This is a genomic window from Flaviramulus sp. (genome assembly GCF_982512915.1).
On the sequence record NZ_CEWOCJ010000002.1, the window covers coordinates 12,889 to 28,675 of the forward strand.

19 protein-coding genes are annotated in these 15,787 nt (G+C 30.1%); 10 read left to right on the forward strand and 9 right to left on the reverse strand.

All coding sequences use genetic code 11. The annotated features are described in order from the left end of the window. The first annotated feature begins 17 nt into the window (after positions 1-17). From AC1XJX_RS01635 to AC1XJX_RS01660, 6 genes are all read left to right on the forward strand, one after another. Positions 18-494 (forward strand): hypothetical protein, encoded by a 477-nt coding sequence (locus AC1XJX_RS01635; protein WP_482002221.1) that lies wholly within the window; start codon positions 18-20, stop codon positions 492-494. Positions 495-639: 145 nt separating this feature from the next. Beyond that, entirely contained in the window at positions 640-1,017 is a 378-nt protein-coding gene (locus tag AC1XJX_RS01640; RefSeq protein ID WP_482002222.1) for an OB-fold protein, read from the forward strand. 5 nt (positions 1,018-1,022) lie between these two features. Continuing rightward, on the forward strand, positions 1,023-1,598 hold the full coding sequence (locus AC1XJX_RS01645) for a T9SS type A sorting domain-containing protein (RefSeq protein ID WP_482002223.1): 576 nt from the start codon (positions 1,023-1,025) through the stop codon (positions 1,596-1,598). Further along, the gene (locus AC1XJX_RS01650) at positions 1,595-2,443 is read left to right on the forward strand and encodes a DUF5777 family beta-barrel protein (protein WP_482002224.1); all 849 of its coding nucleotides are present in this window, start codon (positions 1,595-1,597) and stop codon (positions 2,441-2,443) included. The genes AC1XJX_RS01645 and AC1XJX_RS01650 overlap by 4 nt, the downstream gene beginning before the upstream one ends. A gap of 44 nt (positions 2,444-2,487) precedes the next feature. Beyond that, a complete protein-coding gene (locus AC1XJX_RS01655; protein WP_482002225.1) occupies positions 2,488-2,853 on the forward strand; it encodes a hypothetical protein in 366 nt (121 codons plus the stop codon). A gap of 11 nt (positions 2,854-2,864) precedes the next feature. Next, positions 2,865-3,404 (forward strand): YceI family protein, encoded by a 540-nt coding sequence (locus tag AC1XJX_RS01660; protein ID WP_482002226.1) that lies wholly within the window; start codon positions 2,865-2,867, stop codon positions 3,402-3,404. A 28-nt stretch (positions 3,405-3,432) separates the two neighbouring features. Here the strand turns inward: AC1XJX_RS01660 and carB are convergent, their stop codons facing one another. Both carB and rpmH read right to left on the reverse strand, forming a co-directional pair. Beyond that, positions 3,433-6,288, reverse strand: a complete 2,856-nt coding sequence (carB, locus tag AC1XJX_RS01665) for a carbamoyl-phosphate synthase large subunit (RefSeq protein ID WP_482002227.1) — start codon at positions 6,286-6,288, stop codon at positions 3,433-3,435. 113 nt (positions 6,289-6,401) lie between these two features. Beyond that, entirely contained in the window at positions 6,402-6,563 is a 162-nt protein-coding gene (gene rpmH / locus AC1XJX_RS01670) for a 50S ribosomal protein L34 (RefSeq protein ID WP_038527912.1), read from the reverse strand. Positions 6,564-6,859: 296 nt separating this feature from the next. Between rpmH and AC1XJX_RS01675 the strand changes: the two genes are divergently transcribed. Next, the gene (locus AC1XJX_RS01675; RefSeq protein WP_482002228.1) at positions 6,860-7,435 is read left to right on the forward strand and encodes a tetratricopeptide repeat protein; all 576 of its coding nucleotides are present in this window, start codon (positions 6,860-6,862) and stop codon (positions 7,433-7,435) included. Between the two features lie 8 nt (positions 7,436-7,443). Here AC1XJX_RS01675 and AC1XJX_RS01680 read toward each other — a convergent pair whose 3' ends face one another. Both AC1XJX_RS01680 and AC1XJX_RS01685 read right to left on the reverse strand, forming a co-directional pair. Continuing rightward, positions 7,444-8,370: a lytic transglycosylase domain-containing protein gene (locus AC1XJX_RS01680; protein ID WP_482002229.1), complete on the reverse strand. Its 927-nt coding sequence runs from the start codon at positions 8,368-8,370 to the stop codon at positions 7,444-7,446. Positions 8,371-8,405: 35 nt separating this feature from the next. Further along, positions 8,406-9,071: an alpha/beta hydrolase gene (locus AC1XJX_RS01685; protein WP_482002230.1), complete on the reverse strand. Its 666-nt coding sequence runs from the start codon at positions 9,069-9,071 to the stop codon at positions 8,406-8,408. 176 nt (positions 9,072-9,247) lie between these two features. Here AC1XJX_RS01685 and AC1XJX_RS01690 point away from each other — a divergent pair, with 176 nt between their 5' ends. Continuing rightward, positions 9,248-9,544, forward strand: coding sequence for an N-acetyltransferase (locus AC1XJX_RS01690; RefSeq protein ID WP_482002231.1), 297 nt, complete (start codon positions 9,248-9,250; stop codon positions 9,542-9,544). A gap of 55 nt (positions 9,545-9,599) precedes the next feature. On the opposite strand, the gene mtaB is transcribed toward AC1XJX_RS01690, so the two are convergent. Beyond that, positions 9,600-10,925, reverse strand: coding sequence for a tRNA (N(6)-L-threonylcarbamoyladenosine(37)-C(2))-methylthiotransferase MtaB (gene mtaB / locus AC1XJX_RS01695; protein WP_482002232.1), 1,326 nt, complete (start codon positions 10,923-10,925; stop codon positions 9,600-9,602). An 88-nt stretch (positions 10,926-11,013) separates the two neighbouring features. On the opposite strand from mtaB, the gene AC1XJX_RS01700 reads away from it, so the two are divergent. After that, complete coding sequence (locus AC1XJX_RS01700) at positions 11,014-12,633, forward strand: ABC transporter substrate-binding protein (RefSeq protein ID WP_482002233.1); 1,620 nt, start codon at positions 11,014-11,016, stop codon at positions 12,631-12,633. Between the two features lie 135 nt (positions 12,634-12,768). Here AC1XJX_RS01700 and AC1XJX_RS01705 read toward each other — a convergent pair whose 3' ends face one another. From AC1XJX_RS01705 to AC1XJX_RS01720, 4 genes are all read right to left on the reverse strand, one after another. Continuing rightward, on the reverse strand, positions 12,769-13,146 hold the full coding sequence (locus AC1XJX_RS01705) for a LamG domain-containing protein (protein WP_482002234.1): 378 nt from the start codon (positions 13,144-13,146) through the stop codon (positions 12,769-12,771). 36 nt (positions 13,147-13,182) lie between these two features. Then, positions 13,183-13,404, reverse strand: coding sequence for a hypothetical protein (locus tag AC1XJX_RS01710; protein ID WP_482002235.1), 222 nt, complete (start codon positions 13,402-13,404; stop codon positions 13,183-13,185). A gap of 102 nt (positions 13,405-13,506) precedes the next feature. Continuing rightward, positions 13,507-14,682, reverse strand: a complete 1,176-nt coding sequence (locus AC1XJX_RS01715; protein WP_482002236.1) for a GlmU family protein — start codon at positions 14,680-14,682, stop codon at positions 13,507-13,509. Between the two features lie 147 nt (positions 14,683-14,829). Further along, positions 14,830-15,081 carry a type B 50S ribosomal protein L31 gene (locus AC1XJX_RS01720; protein ID WP_482002237.1) on the reverse strand — a complete coding sequence of 84 codons (252 nt, stop codon included), beginning with the start codon at positions 15,079-15,081 and terminating at the stop codon, positions 14,830-14,832. A gap of 158 nt (positions 15,082-15,239) precedes the next feature. On the opposite strand from AC1XJX_RS01720, the gene AC1XJX_RS01725 reads away from it, so the two are divergent. Continuing rightward, complete coding sequence (locus tag AC1XJX_RS01725) at positions 15,240-15,770, forward strand: DUF4199 domain-containing protein (RefSeq protein ID WP_482002238.1); 531 nt, start codon at positions 15,240-15,242, stop codon at positions 15,768-15,770. Positions 15,771-15,787 lie beyond the last annotated feature (17 nt).

A 15,787-nucleotide genomic window follows, 5' to 3' on the forward strand; every position in this document is an offset into this window, starting at 1 on the left:
CCCTAAAATTTAAAACTATGAAAACAAAATTTATTTATGCAATGCTATTAATGCTTTATTTTTCATTAATGTCTACAACCTGCTCAGATGATGACATGATTATTATTGATAATACTGAAGAAATTAATAATATTAAAAACACAGTTACTTCTGAAAACTGGCAAATTACAAGTTTTATTGACTCTGGAGTTGATGAAACTAATGATTATGCTGGTTACAATTTCAATTTCAACGCAAATGGAACTTTAGCAGTAGTAAACGGAAATGAAATTATAAACGGAACCTGGTCTATAACTGATGACAGTAATAGTGACGATGACAGTAATGATTCTAATGATATTGATTTTAATATATTCTTTTCATCACCAGTTAATTTCAATGATGACTTAACTGACGATTGGGATATAGTAAGCTACAGTGCAACAAAAATTGAATTAATAGATATTAGTGGAGGAAATGGTGGAACTGATACATTAACCTTCGAAAGAAACTAAGCTAGTAGAAATACTTAAATGAAAAAGAAAAATTTCAAATCATCAAACGATTTAATCCTGTGAAATAAATAGGAAAAGTTTGGTTAGCTAGCGAACAGCTTCATTATTAATTTACTGAGGCAGTTTTTAAAAAAAATAAAAAGTTGTGAAAAAGTTAATATTATTAATTGTAGTAATAATAATTTCAGCTTGTTTATACCTGTATATATTTCAAAATCATCGAAATATTGCAAATGAAACAAGTAGTTATGAGACGAATGCAATTAACTTAATTAACGAGTTTTTTATAAATCCAACTGATTCTGAAACTAAATACCTAAATAAAACCATTGAAGTAACAGGTAATGTTACAGATATAGACCTCAAAAATATAACTATTGATAAAATAGTTTTTTGTCAATTTCATGAAAACATAGAAACATTAACAAAATCATCCCAATTAATAATTAAAGGAAGGTTTATAGGATATGATGATTTATTAAATCAAATCAAATTAGACCAATGTATTATAATCAAAAATTAAAAACTATGAAAAAAACATTACTTGTATTATTATTCTTAGGAACTGCAATTACCCAAGCTCAAACAACTCACAATTTAGATTGGAGAATAGGAATTGGAACTAATTTAAATTTAACAATATTACCGGGTGATACTGTTATATGGACCTGGTCTGATGCATTTCCTCATACAATAACTAGTAAAGCAGGAAGTGCTGAAACATTTAATAGTGGGACTTTAACTGGTAATGGTTCTTCATACTCAAAAACTTTTAATACTGTAGGTACAAATCCGTATCAATGTAATTTTCACCCATTGAGTATGGCAGGTAATATTACCGTCCAAACTTCGCTAGGAATAGAAGATTTTAAACAAAAAGGTCTATCAATATCCCCAAATCCTTCAGATAGTTTTATCAATTTAGAATTACCAAACAATATTAAAATAGATGAGATAAAAATATTTGATGCTCTAGGAAAACAGATTTATAAAAGTAATCAGTTTAAAAAAAATATAGATGTCACTAATTGGGCTAAAGGTGTGTATATTTTAAAAGTAACATCTGAAGGAATTACAAGAACTAAAAAAATATTAAAAAAATGAAAATCATAGTCTTACTTCTATTAGTAACGTCTTTAACTCTTAATTCGCAAGAAGATTTATTAAATGAAATTAACGCAGATTCAACTGCTAATGAATATGCTAGTGCAAGTTTTAAAGGATTAAAAATTGTAAATTTTGAATCTACAAAACTAGCAGGTAAAAAAGAGTTTAATTTTATAGTATCACACAGATTTAGTAGTATAAAAGATGGATTCGATACTTTTTTTGGATTAGATAATGCTGTTACACAATTAAACTTTATTTACGGAATATCTGAAAGTTTTAATATTGGTGTTTCTCGCAGTTCGTTCTTACAAATTTATGATGTATCTACAAAATATAGATTGATTAATCAAAAAGAAAACGGGTTTCCATTTACTGTTGTAGGTTTTAATTCTTTACAAATTAATTCATCATTAGATAAAGATAATATTCCTGGTTTAGAATTTAGTGATCGTTTAGGTTACGCTTTTCAATTACTGATTTCCAGAAAAATAAACACAAATTTATCTTTAGAACTAGCTCCAACTTTTTTTCATGATAACTTTATGGAAATAGCAGAACAAGACAAAACACAATATGCTTTAGGCTTAGGAGGTCGATACAAATTAGGCAAACGCTGGTCAATAAATGCTGATTATGGGTGGCATCTAAATAGAGCTAGCAACTCGCCATTTAAAAACCCTTTATCCATAGGTTTTGATTTAGAAACTGGTGGCCACGTGTTTCAAATGCATTTTACCAATTCGCAAGCAATGAATGTAAATGGATTTATGGGACAAGCAACTGGAGATTGGACAGCTGGGGATATCTATTTTGGATTTAATCTGAGTAGAACTTTTTAATAAACAATTAATTAGAAAAAAAATATTAACAAAAAACAAATCCTATGAATTTCAAAAATTTGATTACTGCACTAGCGATTTCAATACTAGTATTTAATTGTTCGAGTGGAGACGACTCAACTGAACCTGAATCAACTCCAAACCCAAATCCAAATCCATCTGGGAAAATAACTTATACTGGTAATATAAGAAGCATTATGAGTGGCAATTGTACTTCTTGTCATGGAAGCCCAACAAGTAATGGAGCACCAACATCTTATACTACTTACAATCAAGTAAGAAATGATGTAGATAAGATTATTAGTAGGATAAATAATGCATCGAATCCAATGCCTCAAAACGGATTGATGCCTTTAGCAACCAGACAATTAATACAACAATGGAAAGACGATGGTCTTTTAGAAAATTAATTAAAAATTAAATGCAAAAATTAATCTTCATATTTGTTATTGTAAGTTTAAACTGTTTTTCTCAAGACAAATACTTAACAAAAACTGGCACCGTTAACTTTGAAGCGTCTATGCCAGCTTTTGAAGAAGTAAAAGCTACAAATAAATCAGTTACAGCTATAATAAACACAAGCAATGGTGAATTTGCAGTACTTATTTTTGTAAAAGCGTTTCGTTTTAGGAATGCTTTAATGGAAGAACATTTTAATGAAAACTATGCTGAATCTGACAAATACCCAAAAGCAACTTTTAAAGGAAAAATAAAGAACTTTTCGTTAGAAAAACTAGAAATATCATCTGAATATAAAATGGATGGTGAATTAAATTTTCATGGTGTAACCAAAAACGTTAGTATAAATTTAAAATTAAATAAAGCAGAACAAAAAATCTCTCTCACTGGAAACTTGAAAGTAAAAGTTTCAGATTATAATATAAGTGTCCCAAAATTAGTAAAAAACAAAGTTTCGGAAAATGTTGATATTTCCTTTGTTTTTAACCTCAATTCCAAATGAAAAAAGCCGCTTTAAAGCGGCTTTTTTTTTATTTACTTAAATACATTTTACGTCTGGAATACAACTCATAAAAGGCATCATCTTTTAAACTATCTATGAATAAAATACTTTCTCCAGTACTTTTCATTTCTGGTCCTAAACGTTTGTCAACATTAGGGAATTTATTAAAAGAAAATACAGGCTGTTTAATAGCATAACCTTCTAACTGAGGATTAAATTTAAAATCAGTTACTTTTTTAGCCCCTAGCATTACTTTGGTAGCATAATTAACATAAGGTTCTTTGTAAGCTTTCGCTATAAAAGGGACAGTTCTTGAAGCTCTTGGATTTGCTTCTATAATATACACGATATCATCTTTTATAGCAAACTGAATATTAATGAGGCCTACTGTATGTAATGCTCTTGCTATGGTATGCGTATGATCAATTATTTGTTGCATTACTAAATCTCCTAAATTAAATGCAGGTAACGTAGCATTAGAATCTCCTGAGTGAACACCACAAGGCTCTATATGCTCCATAATACCAATAATGTAAACATTACCATCAGCATCACAAATAGCATCAGCTTCTGCTTCTATAGCACCATCTAAATAGTGGTCTAGTAGTAGTTTATTATTTGGCATGATTCTTAACAAATCAACAACATGCTCTATTAAATCTTCTTTATTAATAACAATTTTCATTCCTTGACCTCCTAAAACATAAGATGGTCTTACTAGAATTGGAAAATCTAATTCGTCAGCTAAAGCTAAAGCTTCATCTGCATTTTCAGCAATTCCAAATTCAGGATATGGTATGTTATTTTCTTTTAATAGGGTAGAAAAACTCCCTCTGTCTTCAGCTAAATCTAAAGATTCAAAACTAGTTCCAATAATTTTAATACCGTATTTCGTTAATTTTTCTGCTAGTTTTAATGCGGTTTGTCCTCCTAATTGAACAATAACACCTTCTGGTTTTTCATGACGTATAATATCATAAATGTGTTCCCAGAAAACAGGCTCAAAATATAGTTTATCAGCAGTATCAAAATCGGTAGAAACTGTTTCAGGATTACAATTTATCATGATTGTTTCATAACCACATTCTGCGGCAGCTAAAACACCATGAACACAACAGTAATCAAACTCAATACCTTGTCCGATTCTGTTTGGTCCAGAACCTAAAACTACTATTTTTTTCTTATCGCTTACAATACTTTCGTTGTGTGAAAAACGTTTACCATCGGCTGTTTCCATATCACTTTCAAAAGTAGAATAGTAATAAGGTGTTTTTGCTTCAAACTCAGCAGCACAAGTATCAACTAATTTAAATACTCTTTGTATGTTAAATTCCTCTCTTTTATTGTAAACTTGGCTCTCTAAACAATTTAGCATGTGTGCTATTTGTCTATCTCCATAACCTTTTTGTTTAGCCTCTAATAATAAGTCTCTTTCAATAGTATCGATATTGAATTTTGATATCTCTTTTTGAAGTTGAAATAACTCTTCATATTGTTTTAAATACCACATATCAATCTTAGTGATATCGTAAATTTGGCTTAAAGGAATTCCTATTTCAATAGCATCATAAATAGCGAAAACACGATCCCAACTTGCATTGGTTAATTTTTCTATTATTTGATTATAATCCTTGTAACCCTTACCATCTGCTCCTAAACCATTTCTTTTAATTTCTAATGATTGCGTAGCTTTGTGTAATGCTTCTTGGAAAGAACGACCAATTCCCATTACTTCACCAACCGCTTTCATTTGTAAACCTAAAGTCCTGTCGGCACCTTCAAATTTATCGAAATTCCAACGTGGTATTTTCACAATAACATAATCTAAAGTTGGCTCAAATAAAGCAGAAGTAGATTTTGTAATTTGATTATCTAATTCATCTAATGTATAACCAATAGCAAGTTTTGTAGCTATTTTAGCAATAGGATAACCTGTAGCTTTGCTTGCTAGTGCCGAAGAACGTGATACACGTGGGTTAATTTCTATGGCAATAATATCTTCTTTTTCATCAGGGCTAACTGCAAACTGCACATTACAACCACCTTCAAAATCGCCAATACTACGCATCATTTTGATAGCCATATCACGCATTTTCTGATAAGTTCTATCGCTCAATGTCATAGCTGGAGCTACCGTAATTGAATCACCAGTATGAATACCCATTGGATCCATATTTTCAATAGAACAGATAATTACAACATTATCATTTTTATCTCGAAGTAACTCTAGCTCATACTCTTTCCAACCCATCATAGCTTTATCAATCATCACCTCGTGTATTGGCGAGATTTCAAGACCTCTTCTTAACAAACTATCATAATCCTTTTCATCATGAACGATAGCTGCACCTGCACCACCTAGTGTATAAGAAGCTCTAATACATAATGGAAATCCAAACTCTTGAGCAATTTCTTTACCCTTTAAAAAAGAGGTAGCTGTAGCTTGTGGTGCCATTTCAACACCTATTCTACCCATTAATTCTCTAAACTGTTCTCTATCTTCGGTAATATTAATGGCATTAATATCTACACCTATTAATTCAACTCCAAAATCTTTCCAAATACCTTTGTCATCAGCTTCTATACATAAATTTAAAGCCGTTTGTCCACCCATCGTAGGTAACACCGCATCAATTTGCGGATGCTCTTTTAAAATTTTAATTATAGATTTTGTTGTAAGTGGTAATAAGTAAACGTGATCCGCCATTGATGGGTCTGTCATAATAGTGGCAGGATTAGAATTGATTAAAATTGTTTCAATTCCGTCTTCTCTTAATGAACGTAAAGATTGAGATCCTGCATAATCAAATTCACATGCTTGTCCAATTACAATAGGTCCAGAGCCAATAATTAAGATGGATTTTAGTTTTTCGTTTTTTGGCATTTTTTTGCAGTTATATGTTGGGTTTAAATATTTTACAAAAATAGTAATCAGTAGATATAAAAAAAGGCGTTACACTTAAGTAACACCTTTTAATTATGAACAATTGTTAATCATTATTTTTTATGTCTAGATTCAGATGACACAGATAATTTTTTTCTTCCTTTAGCTCTTCTACGAGCTAATACCTTTCTACCATTGGCAGATGCCATTCTTTCTCTGAAACCATGTTTGTTTCTTCTCTTTCTTTTAGAAGGCTGAAATGTTCTTTTACTCATTATCTTTTATCTTTAATTCTGAATTGTAAATATTATCTAGAAGGCTTTCTTAAAACCGAGGGCAAATATACAAAGCCTTTATTACTTTGCAAACCATTTTTAAAAAAATATTTTTTAATTTTTTAATTTACCCTAAAAGCCTTGTCATACCTTTATTTATTTGGACTAAGCCGTTTTTTTTATCAATTCTCAATAGGTTGTTTTTCATAAAAATTTAGTTTCTTTGCAGCTAAAAACATCAAATAACGATTCAATTTATTACAAAACAATCTTTTTTTACTTCAAACAAAATAAATATGTACAATAAAATTATAAAACTAATAATCGCTGCAGGAATTATTGCCCTTGCTGTATTTCAATTTACTGAAGGCAATATAGGGAATGGTATCATGTTTATATTATTATCATTAATGTTCATATTCCTTTATTTCAAAAATGAATTTATTTTATTGGCATTTTTAAGACTTAGAAAGCAAGATTTTGAAGGTGCTAAAAAATGGCTAAACAAAATTAAAAATCCAGAATCTGCATTAGTAATTAAACAACAGGGGTATTTTAATTATTTACATGGTATTATGGTTTCTCAAAGCAATATGAATGAAGCCGAAAAATATTTCAAAAAAGCTATTTCTTTAGGTTTATCAATGGATCATGATTTAGCAATGGCTAAGTTAAACTTATCAGGAATTGCTTTTTCTAAACGCAGAAAAATAGAAGCTGAAAAATTACTTCAAGAAGCACAAAAGCTTGATAAGCAAGGTATGTTAACAGATCAAATTAAAATGATGAAGGAAAACATGAAGCGTTCTCAAATTCCTAATCAGCATTACGGTAGTGGCGGATCATTAAGAGCTCAAAAAAGAAGAGGTTAAGTAATGCTTTATTGTACATCGTAGTACCCCTTTTCTGGTATTTCAATTTGATATAATTTCTTAGACTTGTTATTTAAGTGAGGCTCGCGTAACCAAGGGTTATGTAGTTTTAATATCTTATAGTTAATGTTATAGTTTTGAGCAAACTCAGAAAAATCTGAAACAGCGGTATCAACTTCAACTTTAAAAGTAGGTACGTTACTATACAAATCTTTTTCTCTAAAATTAAAACCATACTTAGTTGGGTTATTCAAAATCTCTTTTAAGGCAACAATTCTAAAAAGATAACGCCCTGTTTCTTCTCCTAATAACAAATCATAATAATCTGTTACGTTTTGTTCTTTTAATTTTCTTGAAATTCCCGCAGTTCCAGCATTATAAGCTGCAGCAGCTAACGTCCAAGACCCTAATTCTTCCTTAGATTTTAGCAAATATTTACATGCTACTTCTGTAGATTTCTCCAAATGATAACGCTCATCTACATTATCGTTAACTTCTAAACCATTTTCTCTACCTGTTGCAGGCATGATTTGCCAAACACCTCTTGCTCCTGCAGGAGAAACCGCATTTGTTAAACCACTTTCAATAACAGCTAAGTACTTAAAATCGTCGGGTATATTATGTTTTTTTAATATGGGTTCAATTATTGGGAAATACTTTTTAGCTCTTTTAAACATTAATAATCCATTAGATTGCCAATAGGTGTTAACTAATAGTTCTCTATCCATACGCTCTAAAATATCTAAATTTTTGAGAGGCATAGCTTCATCTGCAAAATTTAAATCAGCAGGAACTTGTATAGCATAAACATTATAATCGTTAATTAATTTTTTTTCAAAATTTTCATCTGTTGGAGCTTCTTGTAGGGCATAAATAAATAGGGTGCATAAACTTAATAATCCCACAAACGCCAGGGCTTTTTGTAATGTCTTCATTCTAAAAAGTTTTTATAAATATATGAAAAAATCAGTTAGTTGTTTAAAATAATCTTTGGCAAATTCTCATTAAACCATTTGTATTTATTAATAATCATAATATGTGTTCCGCCTGTTATAGTAATACAATTTGAAATATTTTTTATAGGAAATACAACATCATTATCGCCATGAATATGTATGATTTTAGGGTTATAATCTTTCTGACTCCAACAAACCATATTTTCAATGGCCCAATCTAAATATTTACTATCATTTATAGATAAATATTTTTTATATAGTTCTAAACGCTTAGTTACATTTGCACCAAAAGCATATTTTGCAAAAAAATCAATATTGCTTAATAATTGCGTTGGTATCAATTTATAAGCTTTTGTAGTCCTAGCTAGTAACATTTTTTTTGGAAGCTCTTTTATAGATTTAACACTAGAAACTATAATGAGTTTTTCAACATTAATATGCTTACTTATTTCCTGTACTAAAACACCTCCAAAAGAAACACCAAGCAATACACTATTTTTGTGTTTTATATTTTTAGAAATCCTAAGTGCATAATCACTTAAATTTTCATTGCTAATGGGTATTAACCATTCTAATAAATGAATTTTAAATTGATTTTTTGGTAATTTTATATACTCAAATATTTTTGAACTCGCTGCCATACCTGGCATAAAGTATACATGGATAATTTCTTTGTTCATTTTTTATAAATACTATTTGTAATTTAATTAAAAACTAATTTCTAATAGTTTATTTTAGAAGAGATTAACTTAAAAACTAACTAATGGTATTGTTTTTTTTTGTACTTTTGCATCACAAACTTATAGAAAATAGTCTTCACTATTTTTATGATTCCAAATAATTTAAAAAATAAACTATGGTTGATGTAGCTGAACTTATTGACAACGATTTTTTACGCCAATTTGAATTAAAAATTGATGACCATTTAGCAAAAATTGAATACTCTTTACAAGAAAGAAAGATTTTTTTAACCAAATTAATTATCCCAGAAGAAATTAAGGACGAAAATTTTAAAAAAGAATTTTTAGCGGCAGTTTTTGATCAGATTAATGAACGTAACCTTAGTATTGTACCAACGAGTCCTGAAATAGCTAAATTTGTAAGAGGGAATAGAAAATATAAGCGTATGCTTCCTGTAGGTGTTAGAATATAGAATAGAAAATATTAAAAATAGAGGGTCCGAAAATCTAAAAGTTTTCGGATTTTTTTTATGATACTAATTCTTTCACAAAATCAAATCGTACCAAACCATCATCATCAATTTTAGTTAATATAACTTCGTGAAGCGTATTTACTAATTCTGGATTCCAAGCAGATTTAACTTTTACATAATTTTCAGTAAAACCATGTATGTAGCCTTCCTTATTCTCACCCTCAAATAAAACCGTTCTTTTGGTTTCTAATTGGTTTTCATAAAATGCTCGACGCTTTTTAACCGATAAACCACGAAGCATTTTACTACGTTTGCTTCTAACATTTTTTGGCACAACACCTTCCATATTAGCAGCTTCAGTATTATCACGCTCAGAGTAAGTAAAAACGTGCAAATATGAAATATCCAAATCGGTTATAAAATTATAGGTCTCTAAAAAATGCTCATCTGTCTCTCCTGGAAAACCTACAATAACATCAATACCAATACAAGCATGTGGCATAACTTGCTTAATTTTTGAAACACGATCAACATACAACTCACGCATATAACGGCGTTTCATTTTTTTAAGAATCTCGTTGCTTCCAGATTGAAGAGGTATATGAAAATGTGGTACAAAAGCTCTAGATTTTGAAACCAAATCAATGGTTTCATTTTTCAATAAATTAGGTTCTATGGATGAAATTCGTAAACGTTCAATCCCATCAATCTTATCTAATTCGGTTACCAAATCTAAAAAAGTATGTTCGTGTTTTTTATTACCAAACTCGCCTTTACCATAATCGCCAATATTAACGCCTGTTAATACAATTTCTTTGATATTTTGAGCTGAAATTTCCTTGGCATTATTGATAACATTAAACATGGTATCGCTACGTGAAATACCTCTAGCTAAAGGAATGGTACAGTAAGTACATTTATAATCACATCCATCTTGAACTTTTAAAAAAGCACGTGTTCTATCACCAATAGAATAACTACCAACATAAAAATCTGCCTCTTCAATTTCACAGGAATGAACTTCTCCAAAATCATTTTTAGAAAGGTCGTTTATATAATCTGTTATTTTAAACTTTTCAGTAGCACCAAGCACTAAATCCACTCCATTAACATCTGCTAATTCTTGAGGTTTTAACTGGGCATAGCAACCTACAGCCGCTACAAAAGCATCAGGATTAGCTTGTTGCGCTTGCTTTACAATAGATTTAAAACGCTTATCTGCATTTTCTGTAACTGAGCACGTATTAATTACATAGATATCTGCTTTTTCAGCAAAATCTGCACGATCAAACCCTTCATCGGTAAAACCTCTTGCAATAGTTGAAGTTTCCGAAAAATTAAGTTTACAACCTAAAGTATAAAATGCGACTTTCTTTTTCATTATAATTGCAATCTTGAATTTGCTTCAAGATTTAATAAAATTTATCTTTACCCATTAAAATATTGCAAATTTACAACTAATAAGTTAGATGATAAAACCTATTTCAAAACAATTAATTAGCTATTTATCAATTAGTTGTGTTCTATTTTTATTCTTATCATGTAATTATAACATCAATAAAAACAAAGACCTTTTAGTTTTTCGTTACAATGAATATGCGAATATCAACACTTTAGATCCAGCTTTTTCCAGAACCCTTCAAGATAATTCTGTTTGTAATCAATTGTTTAATGGATTGGTACAACTAGATAGCGATTTAAATATTTTACCATGTATAGCTAAAGATTGGAGCATATCTGAAGATGGAATTTTTTATGAATTTTCATTAAGAAAAGATGTTTATTTTCATAAACACCCTTTATTTGGTAAAGATTCTACAAGAAACGTTACTGCTAAAGATTTTGAGTTTAGTTTAAACCGTTTAAGAGACAAAAAATTAGCCGCGCCAGGTAGTTGGGTTTTAAATAAAGTTAAAGCCTTTTCGGCTGTAAACGACAGCACTTTCCAAATAGAACTAAGTCAACCTTTTCCGGCTTTTATTGGGCTTCTTACCATGAAATATTGCTCTGTAGTTCCTAAAGAAGTTGTTGAATATTATGGGACAGATTTTAGAGCACACCCTATTGGAACTGGACCTTTTAAATTTAAACGTTGGGAAGAAAACATAAAAATGGTTTTTAGAAGAAATGAAAATTATTTTGAAACTGATGAAAACGGAAGTCAAATACCTTATTTAGAAGCAGTTGCTATTACTTTTTTGCCAGATAAGCAAAGTGAGTTTCTGCAATTTATTCAAGGAAATTTAGATTTTTTAAACAGTTTAGATTCCTCTTATAAAGATGAATTATTAACTGCAAAAGGATCGCTTAGAGAATCCTACTCAAAATCGATAAATATGATTAGAGGACCTTACTTAAACACAGAATATTTAGGGTTTTATCTGGATTCAAAAACACAAGAAATACAGTCAGAACTTATCAGAAAAGCTATTAATTATGGTTTTGATAGAAAAAAAATGATGATTTATTTAAGAAATGGTATTGGAAATCCTGCAAATGGCGGCTTTATCCCTGAAGGTTTGGCTGGATATAACGAAGCTATTGGTTTTACCTATCAACCAAATAAAGCAAAAGAACTTGTTGAACAATTTAAAAAAGAAAGCGGTATTTCTAATCCGGAAATCACGTTAACTACCACCAGCAATTATTTGAGTTTTTGCGAATTTATTCAGAGAGAACTTGAAAAAACTGGTTTAACAATTAATATTGATGTCATGCCTGAAGCAACATTAAGATCAGCTCGTTCAAATGGAAAAGTAGATATGTTTAGAAGCTCTTGGATTGCAGATTATTTAGATGCCGAAAATTATTTATCGATTTTTTACAGTAAAAATTTTGCCCCAAATGGCTCGAATTATTTCCACTTTAAAAACAAAATTGTAGATAGCTTGTACAACAAAGCCTTCTCTATTACTGATATTGAAAAAAGAAAACATTTATATACAACCATAGATTCTTTAGCTATGGATCATGCTATTATGGTTCCATTATACTACGATGAAGTGGTACGTTTTACTCAAAAAAACGTAAAAGGTTTAGGCATCAATCCAATAAATATGTTGGATTTAAAAAAAGTGAAGAAGCTATAAAAACTTCTCCAATTTTTAATCAACCTAAGAAACCGTGCTATAAATTAATCAGCATATAAAAAGCTGCTAGTAGCAAGGAATAAAAAAAGAACAAAAACAGTTCTAACTTATTTTTATCTATAAACTTTTCCATTATCAATATAAATTATTGGCAATAGCAAGAATCTCGTTATTAGTTAAAGCCCTTCCATAAAAAAGTAAATCATCTAATTTACCAAAGAATCTTTCGGTTCCTGATGCCGTTAACGCACCAATAACTATATTATTAGCACCCCAATTTATATTGGCTGGTTGCGAGACAGACTTTACCAAAACACCATTAATATAAATGCTCCAAACCGTATTCTCGACTTTTAAAGCGTAATGAAACCATGTATTTGAGGGTAAATCGTTATCTGAGGTTACGTGGTAATATGTTGGATTGTAAAAATGCGCACTGGCTTTTCTGTTCAATAATTTCATAACATACTCTCTACCCGTTCCTGCCTTAGCAACAATAGTTTGGTCGCCCATTAAATTTGATAAATTAGAATCGTGATATACCCTAGCTCAAATAGTAAAATTATCAATATTGGTTCCAAATGAAGGTATGGACATATACCCATTGTCAAATTGAAAAGCGGCATTTAACTTTCCAAACCTGTTAGCAACGACATTTAGACCAGTACTAGAGACATTCATAACGTTGTGATTGTTTCCAGAGCCATCAAACATATTTGAATTAAAGGGGTAATAAGCCAACAAGCCATTTTCTGGTCCAGGAACATCCAAAAGCGTTATTTCTACATTGATTGATGTTGTTAATTCTCCATCCGTAATTTCTAGCCGTAGGAAAGATGAGTTTATAAATTTTATTGAAACTAATTTGGAGATTTAATCTCTTCTAAACTTTTTGGTCTCATCAAAAATATGTTCAAGAATATCCTTGTCTTGTTGCGTTAATCCAATACCTCTTCTACTCATTACAACCTCAGCAACTTCAAAAGCTTTATTTGTTAAAAAAGTAGTAAAACCAGCATGCCCACCCCAACTAAAACTAGGTACAAAATTTCTTGGGAAGCCACTACCAAAGATATTAGCACTAACTCCAACTACTGTGCCTGTGTTAAACATGGTATTGATACCACATTTACTATGATCACCCATCATAAGTCCGCAAAACTGTAAACCCGTTTTAGCAAAACCTTCGGTATTATAATCCCATAAACGAACTTCGGCATAATTATTTTTTAGATTAGAATTATTAGTATCTGCACCTAAATTACACCATTCTCCTAAAACAGAATTACCTAAAAAGCCATCATGCCCTTTATTAGAATATGCAAAAATAACAGAGTTATTAACCTCTCCTCCTACTTTACTGTAAGGTCCAACAGTGGTTGGCCCATAAATTTTAGCTCCTAATTTCACGGTAGCATGCTCGCATAAAGCAAAAGGACCACGAATAATAGAACCTTCCATTATTTCTGCATTTTTTCCTATGTAAATGGGCCCCTTACTAGCATTAAGCGTAGTAAATTCAAGCTTTGCGCCTTCTTCAATAAAAATATTTTCTGCAGCAATTATATTATTACTTGATGGAATAGGCTGGGATTTTCTATTTGCTGTTATTAAATTAAAATCTTCTTGAATGGCTTCTCCATTCTTGGAAAAAATATCCCATGTATTCTCAATTTTAATAATCTCGTCTGCAAACTCTATAGCTTCAAAACTTTTGAAATCGATATCTTCTTGAGTTTCTTTGGTATAAAAAGCTATCACATCTTCTTCTCTAAAAATGGCTTGATTTTCTTTTAAATCTTTAACCATTTCAACCAACTCCAAATTTGGTAAAAAAGATGCGTTTATCATAACATTATCATCTATTTCAACCATCGGATATTTTTCTGACAAATAATCTTCTGTTACCGTAGTTGTTGTAGTACCTAAAAAAACTTCCCATTTTTCTCTTATGGTTAAAATGCCTACACGAATTTCTGCAACCGGTCTTGTAAATGTAAACGGCAATAAATTGTTGCGAGATGGTCCATCAAAAAGTATATAATTCATGTGTGATTAAAGGTTAAAAGCCAAAAAATTAAAAGTATTAATTTACATTTTCTTAAAGCTTATTATTTAAACAAAAATAGATGAATTGAGTATAATAAAAAAAGCCTTTCAAAATTGAAAGGCTTTTTAGTATGATATATATCTAAATTATTTTTTAAATTTAGAATATTTATTTTTGAATTTATCAATACGACCAGCAGTATCTACTAATTTAGATTTACCTGTGTAGTATGGATGAGATGTTCTTGAAATCTCCATTTTAATTAATGGATACTCAACACCATCTACTTCAAGAGTTTCGTTAGTAACTGCAGTAGATTTTGTTAAAAACACATCTTCATTAGACATATCTTTAAAAGCTACTATTCTATAATTTTCTGGATGTATACCTTTTCTCATCGCTAAATGCTTTAATTCTTTTCAATTTTAGAAGTGCAAATTTACTTATTTTTTAGAAACTCACAATAGTTTTATTAATTTTTATTTTTGTAAATATTTGTAACGTTTTACTATCTTTATTTACTAACAATAAAACTAATCAAATTATATAGAATATTATGGAAAAATCAATGAAATCGTTAGCTACAAATTGGGGCTTGTATTTAGGTGTTATTTTAGCATTACTAGGTGTTATCGGATATGTTAATCTAGATTTATTAACAAAATGGTGGTTTGGTATTAGTATGTTAATACTAATTATTGTTTTTGGAATTGTGTCAGCAATGAAATCTAAAGCTTTACAAGGTGGATTCATAAGCTTTAAACTAGCTTTTACTTCATTTTTTATTACTGTAGCTTTAGGTTTAGTTGTAAGCACTTTTGTAACTATCGTAATTTACAACTTTGTGGATCCAGAAGCTGCTGTTACCCTAAAGGAGAAAATTATAGATAGTCAAGCTGAAATGATGCAAAATTTTGGTGCACCCGAAGAGGCTATAGCTAAAGCATTAGAAGAATTTGAAGCGCAAGAAAACATGTTTGCTATTGGACAGGTACTAAAATCATTAGCTTTTCAACTTATTGGTTATATCATTGTAGGTCTTATTGCAGCATTGGTTATTAAAAAAAATAACCCAGACGAAGCATAGCATAAATTTAGTATTTT

Coding starts and splice junctions, on each gene's coding strand:
- AC1XJX_RS01720 (WP_482002237.1), bottom strand. CDS start 15,081: ATGAGAAAAGGTATACATCCAGAAAATTATAGAATAGTAGCTTTTAAA.
- rpmH (WP_038527912.1), bottom strand. CDS start 6,563: ATGAGTAAAAGAACATTTCAGCCTTCTAAAAGAAAGAGAAGAAACAAA.
- AC1XJX_RS01655 (WP_482002225.1), top strand. CDS start 2,488: ATGAATTTCAAAAATTTGATTACTGCACTAGCGATTTCAATACTAGTA.
- AC1XJX_RS01635 (WP_482002221.1), top strand. CDS start 18: ATGAAAACAAAATTTATTTATGCAATGCTATTAATGCTTTATTTTTCA.
- AC1XJX_RS01690 (WP_482002231.1), top strand. CDS start 9,248: ATGGTTGATGTAGCTGAACTTATTGACAACGATTTTTTACGCCAATTT.
- AC1XJX_RS01700 (WP_482002233.1), top strand. CDS start 11,014: ATGATAAAACCTATTTCAAAACAATTAATTAGCTATTTATCAATTAGT.
- AC1XJX_RS01680 (WP_482002229.1), bottom strand. CDS start 8,370: ATGAAGACATTACAAAAAGCCCTGGCGTTTGTGGGATTATTAAGTTTA.
- AC1XJX_RS01660 (WP_482002226.1), top strand. CDS start 2,865: ATGCAAAAATTAATCTTCATATTTGTTATTGTAAGTTTAAACTGTTTT.
- AC1XJX_RS01645 (WP_482002223.1), top strand. CDS start 1,023: ATGAAAAAAACATTACTTGTATTATTATTCTTAGGAACTGCAATTACC.
- AC1XJX_RS01675 (WP_482002228.1), top strand. CDS start 6,860: ATGTACAATAAAATTATAAAACTAATAATCGCTGCAGGAATTATTGCC.
- AC1XJX_RS01650 (WP_482002224.1), top strand. CDS start 1,595: ATGAAAATCATAGTCTTACTTCTATTAGTAACGTCTTTAACTCTTAAT.
- AC1XJX_RS01715 (WP_482002236.1), bottom strand. CDS start 14,682: ATGAATTATATACTTTTTGATGGACCATCTCGCAACAATTTATTGCCG.
- carB (WP_482002227.1), bottom strand. CDS start 6,288: ATGCCAAAAAACGAAAAACTAAAATCCATCTTAATTATTGGCTCTGGA.
- mtaB (WP_482002232.1), bottom strand. CDS start 10,925: ATGAAAAAGAAAGTCGCATTTTATACTTTAGGTTGTAAACTTAATTTT.
- AC1XJX_RS01725 (WP_482002238.1), top strand. CDS start 15,240: ATGGAAAAATCAATGAAATCGTTAGCTACAAATTGGGGCTTGTATTTA.
- AC1XJX_RS01705 (WP_482002234.1), bottom strand. CDS start 13,146: ATGGGCGACCAAACTATTGTTGCTAAGGCAGGAACGGGTAGAGAGTAT.
- AC1XJX_RS01685 (WP_482002230.1), bottom strand. CDS start 9,071: ATGAACAAAGAAATTATCCATGTATACTTTATGCCAGGTATGGCAGCG.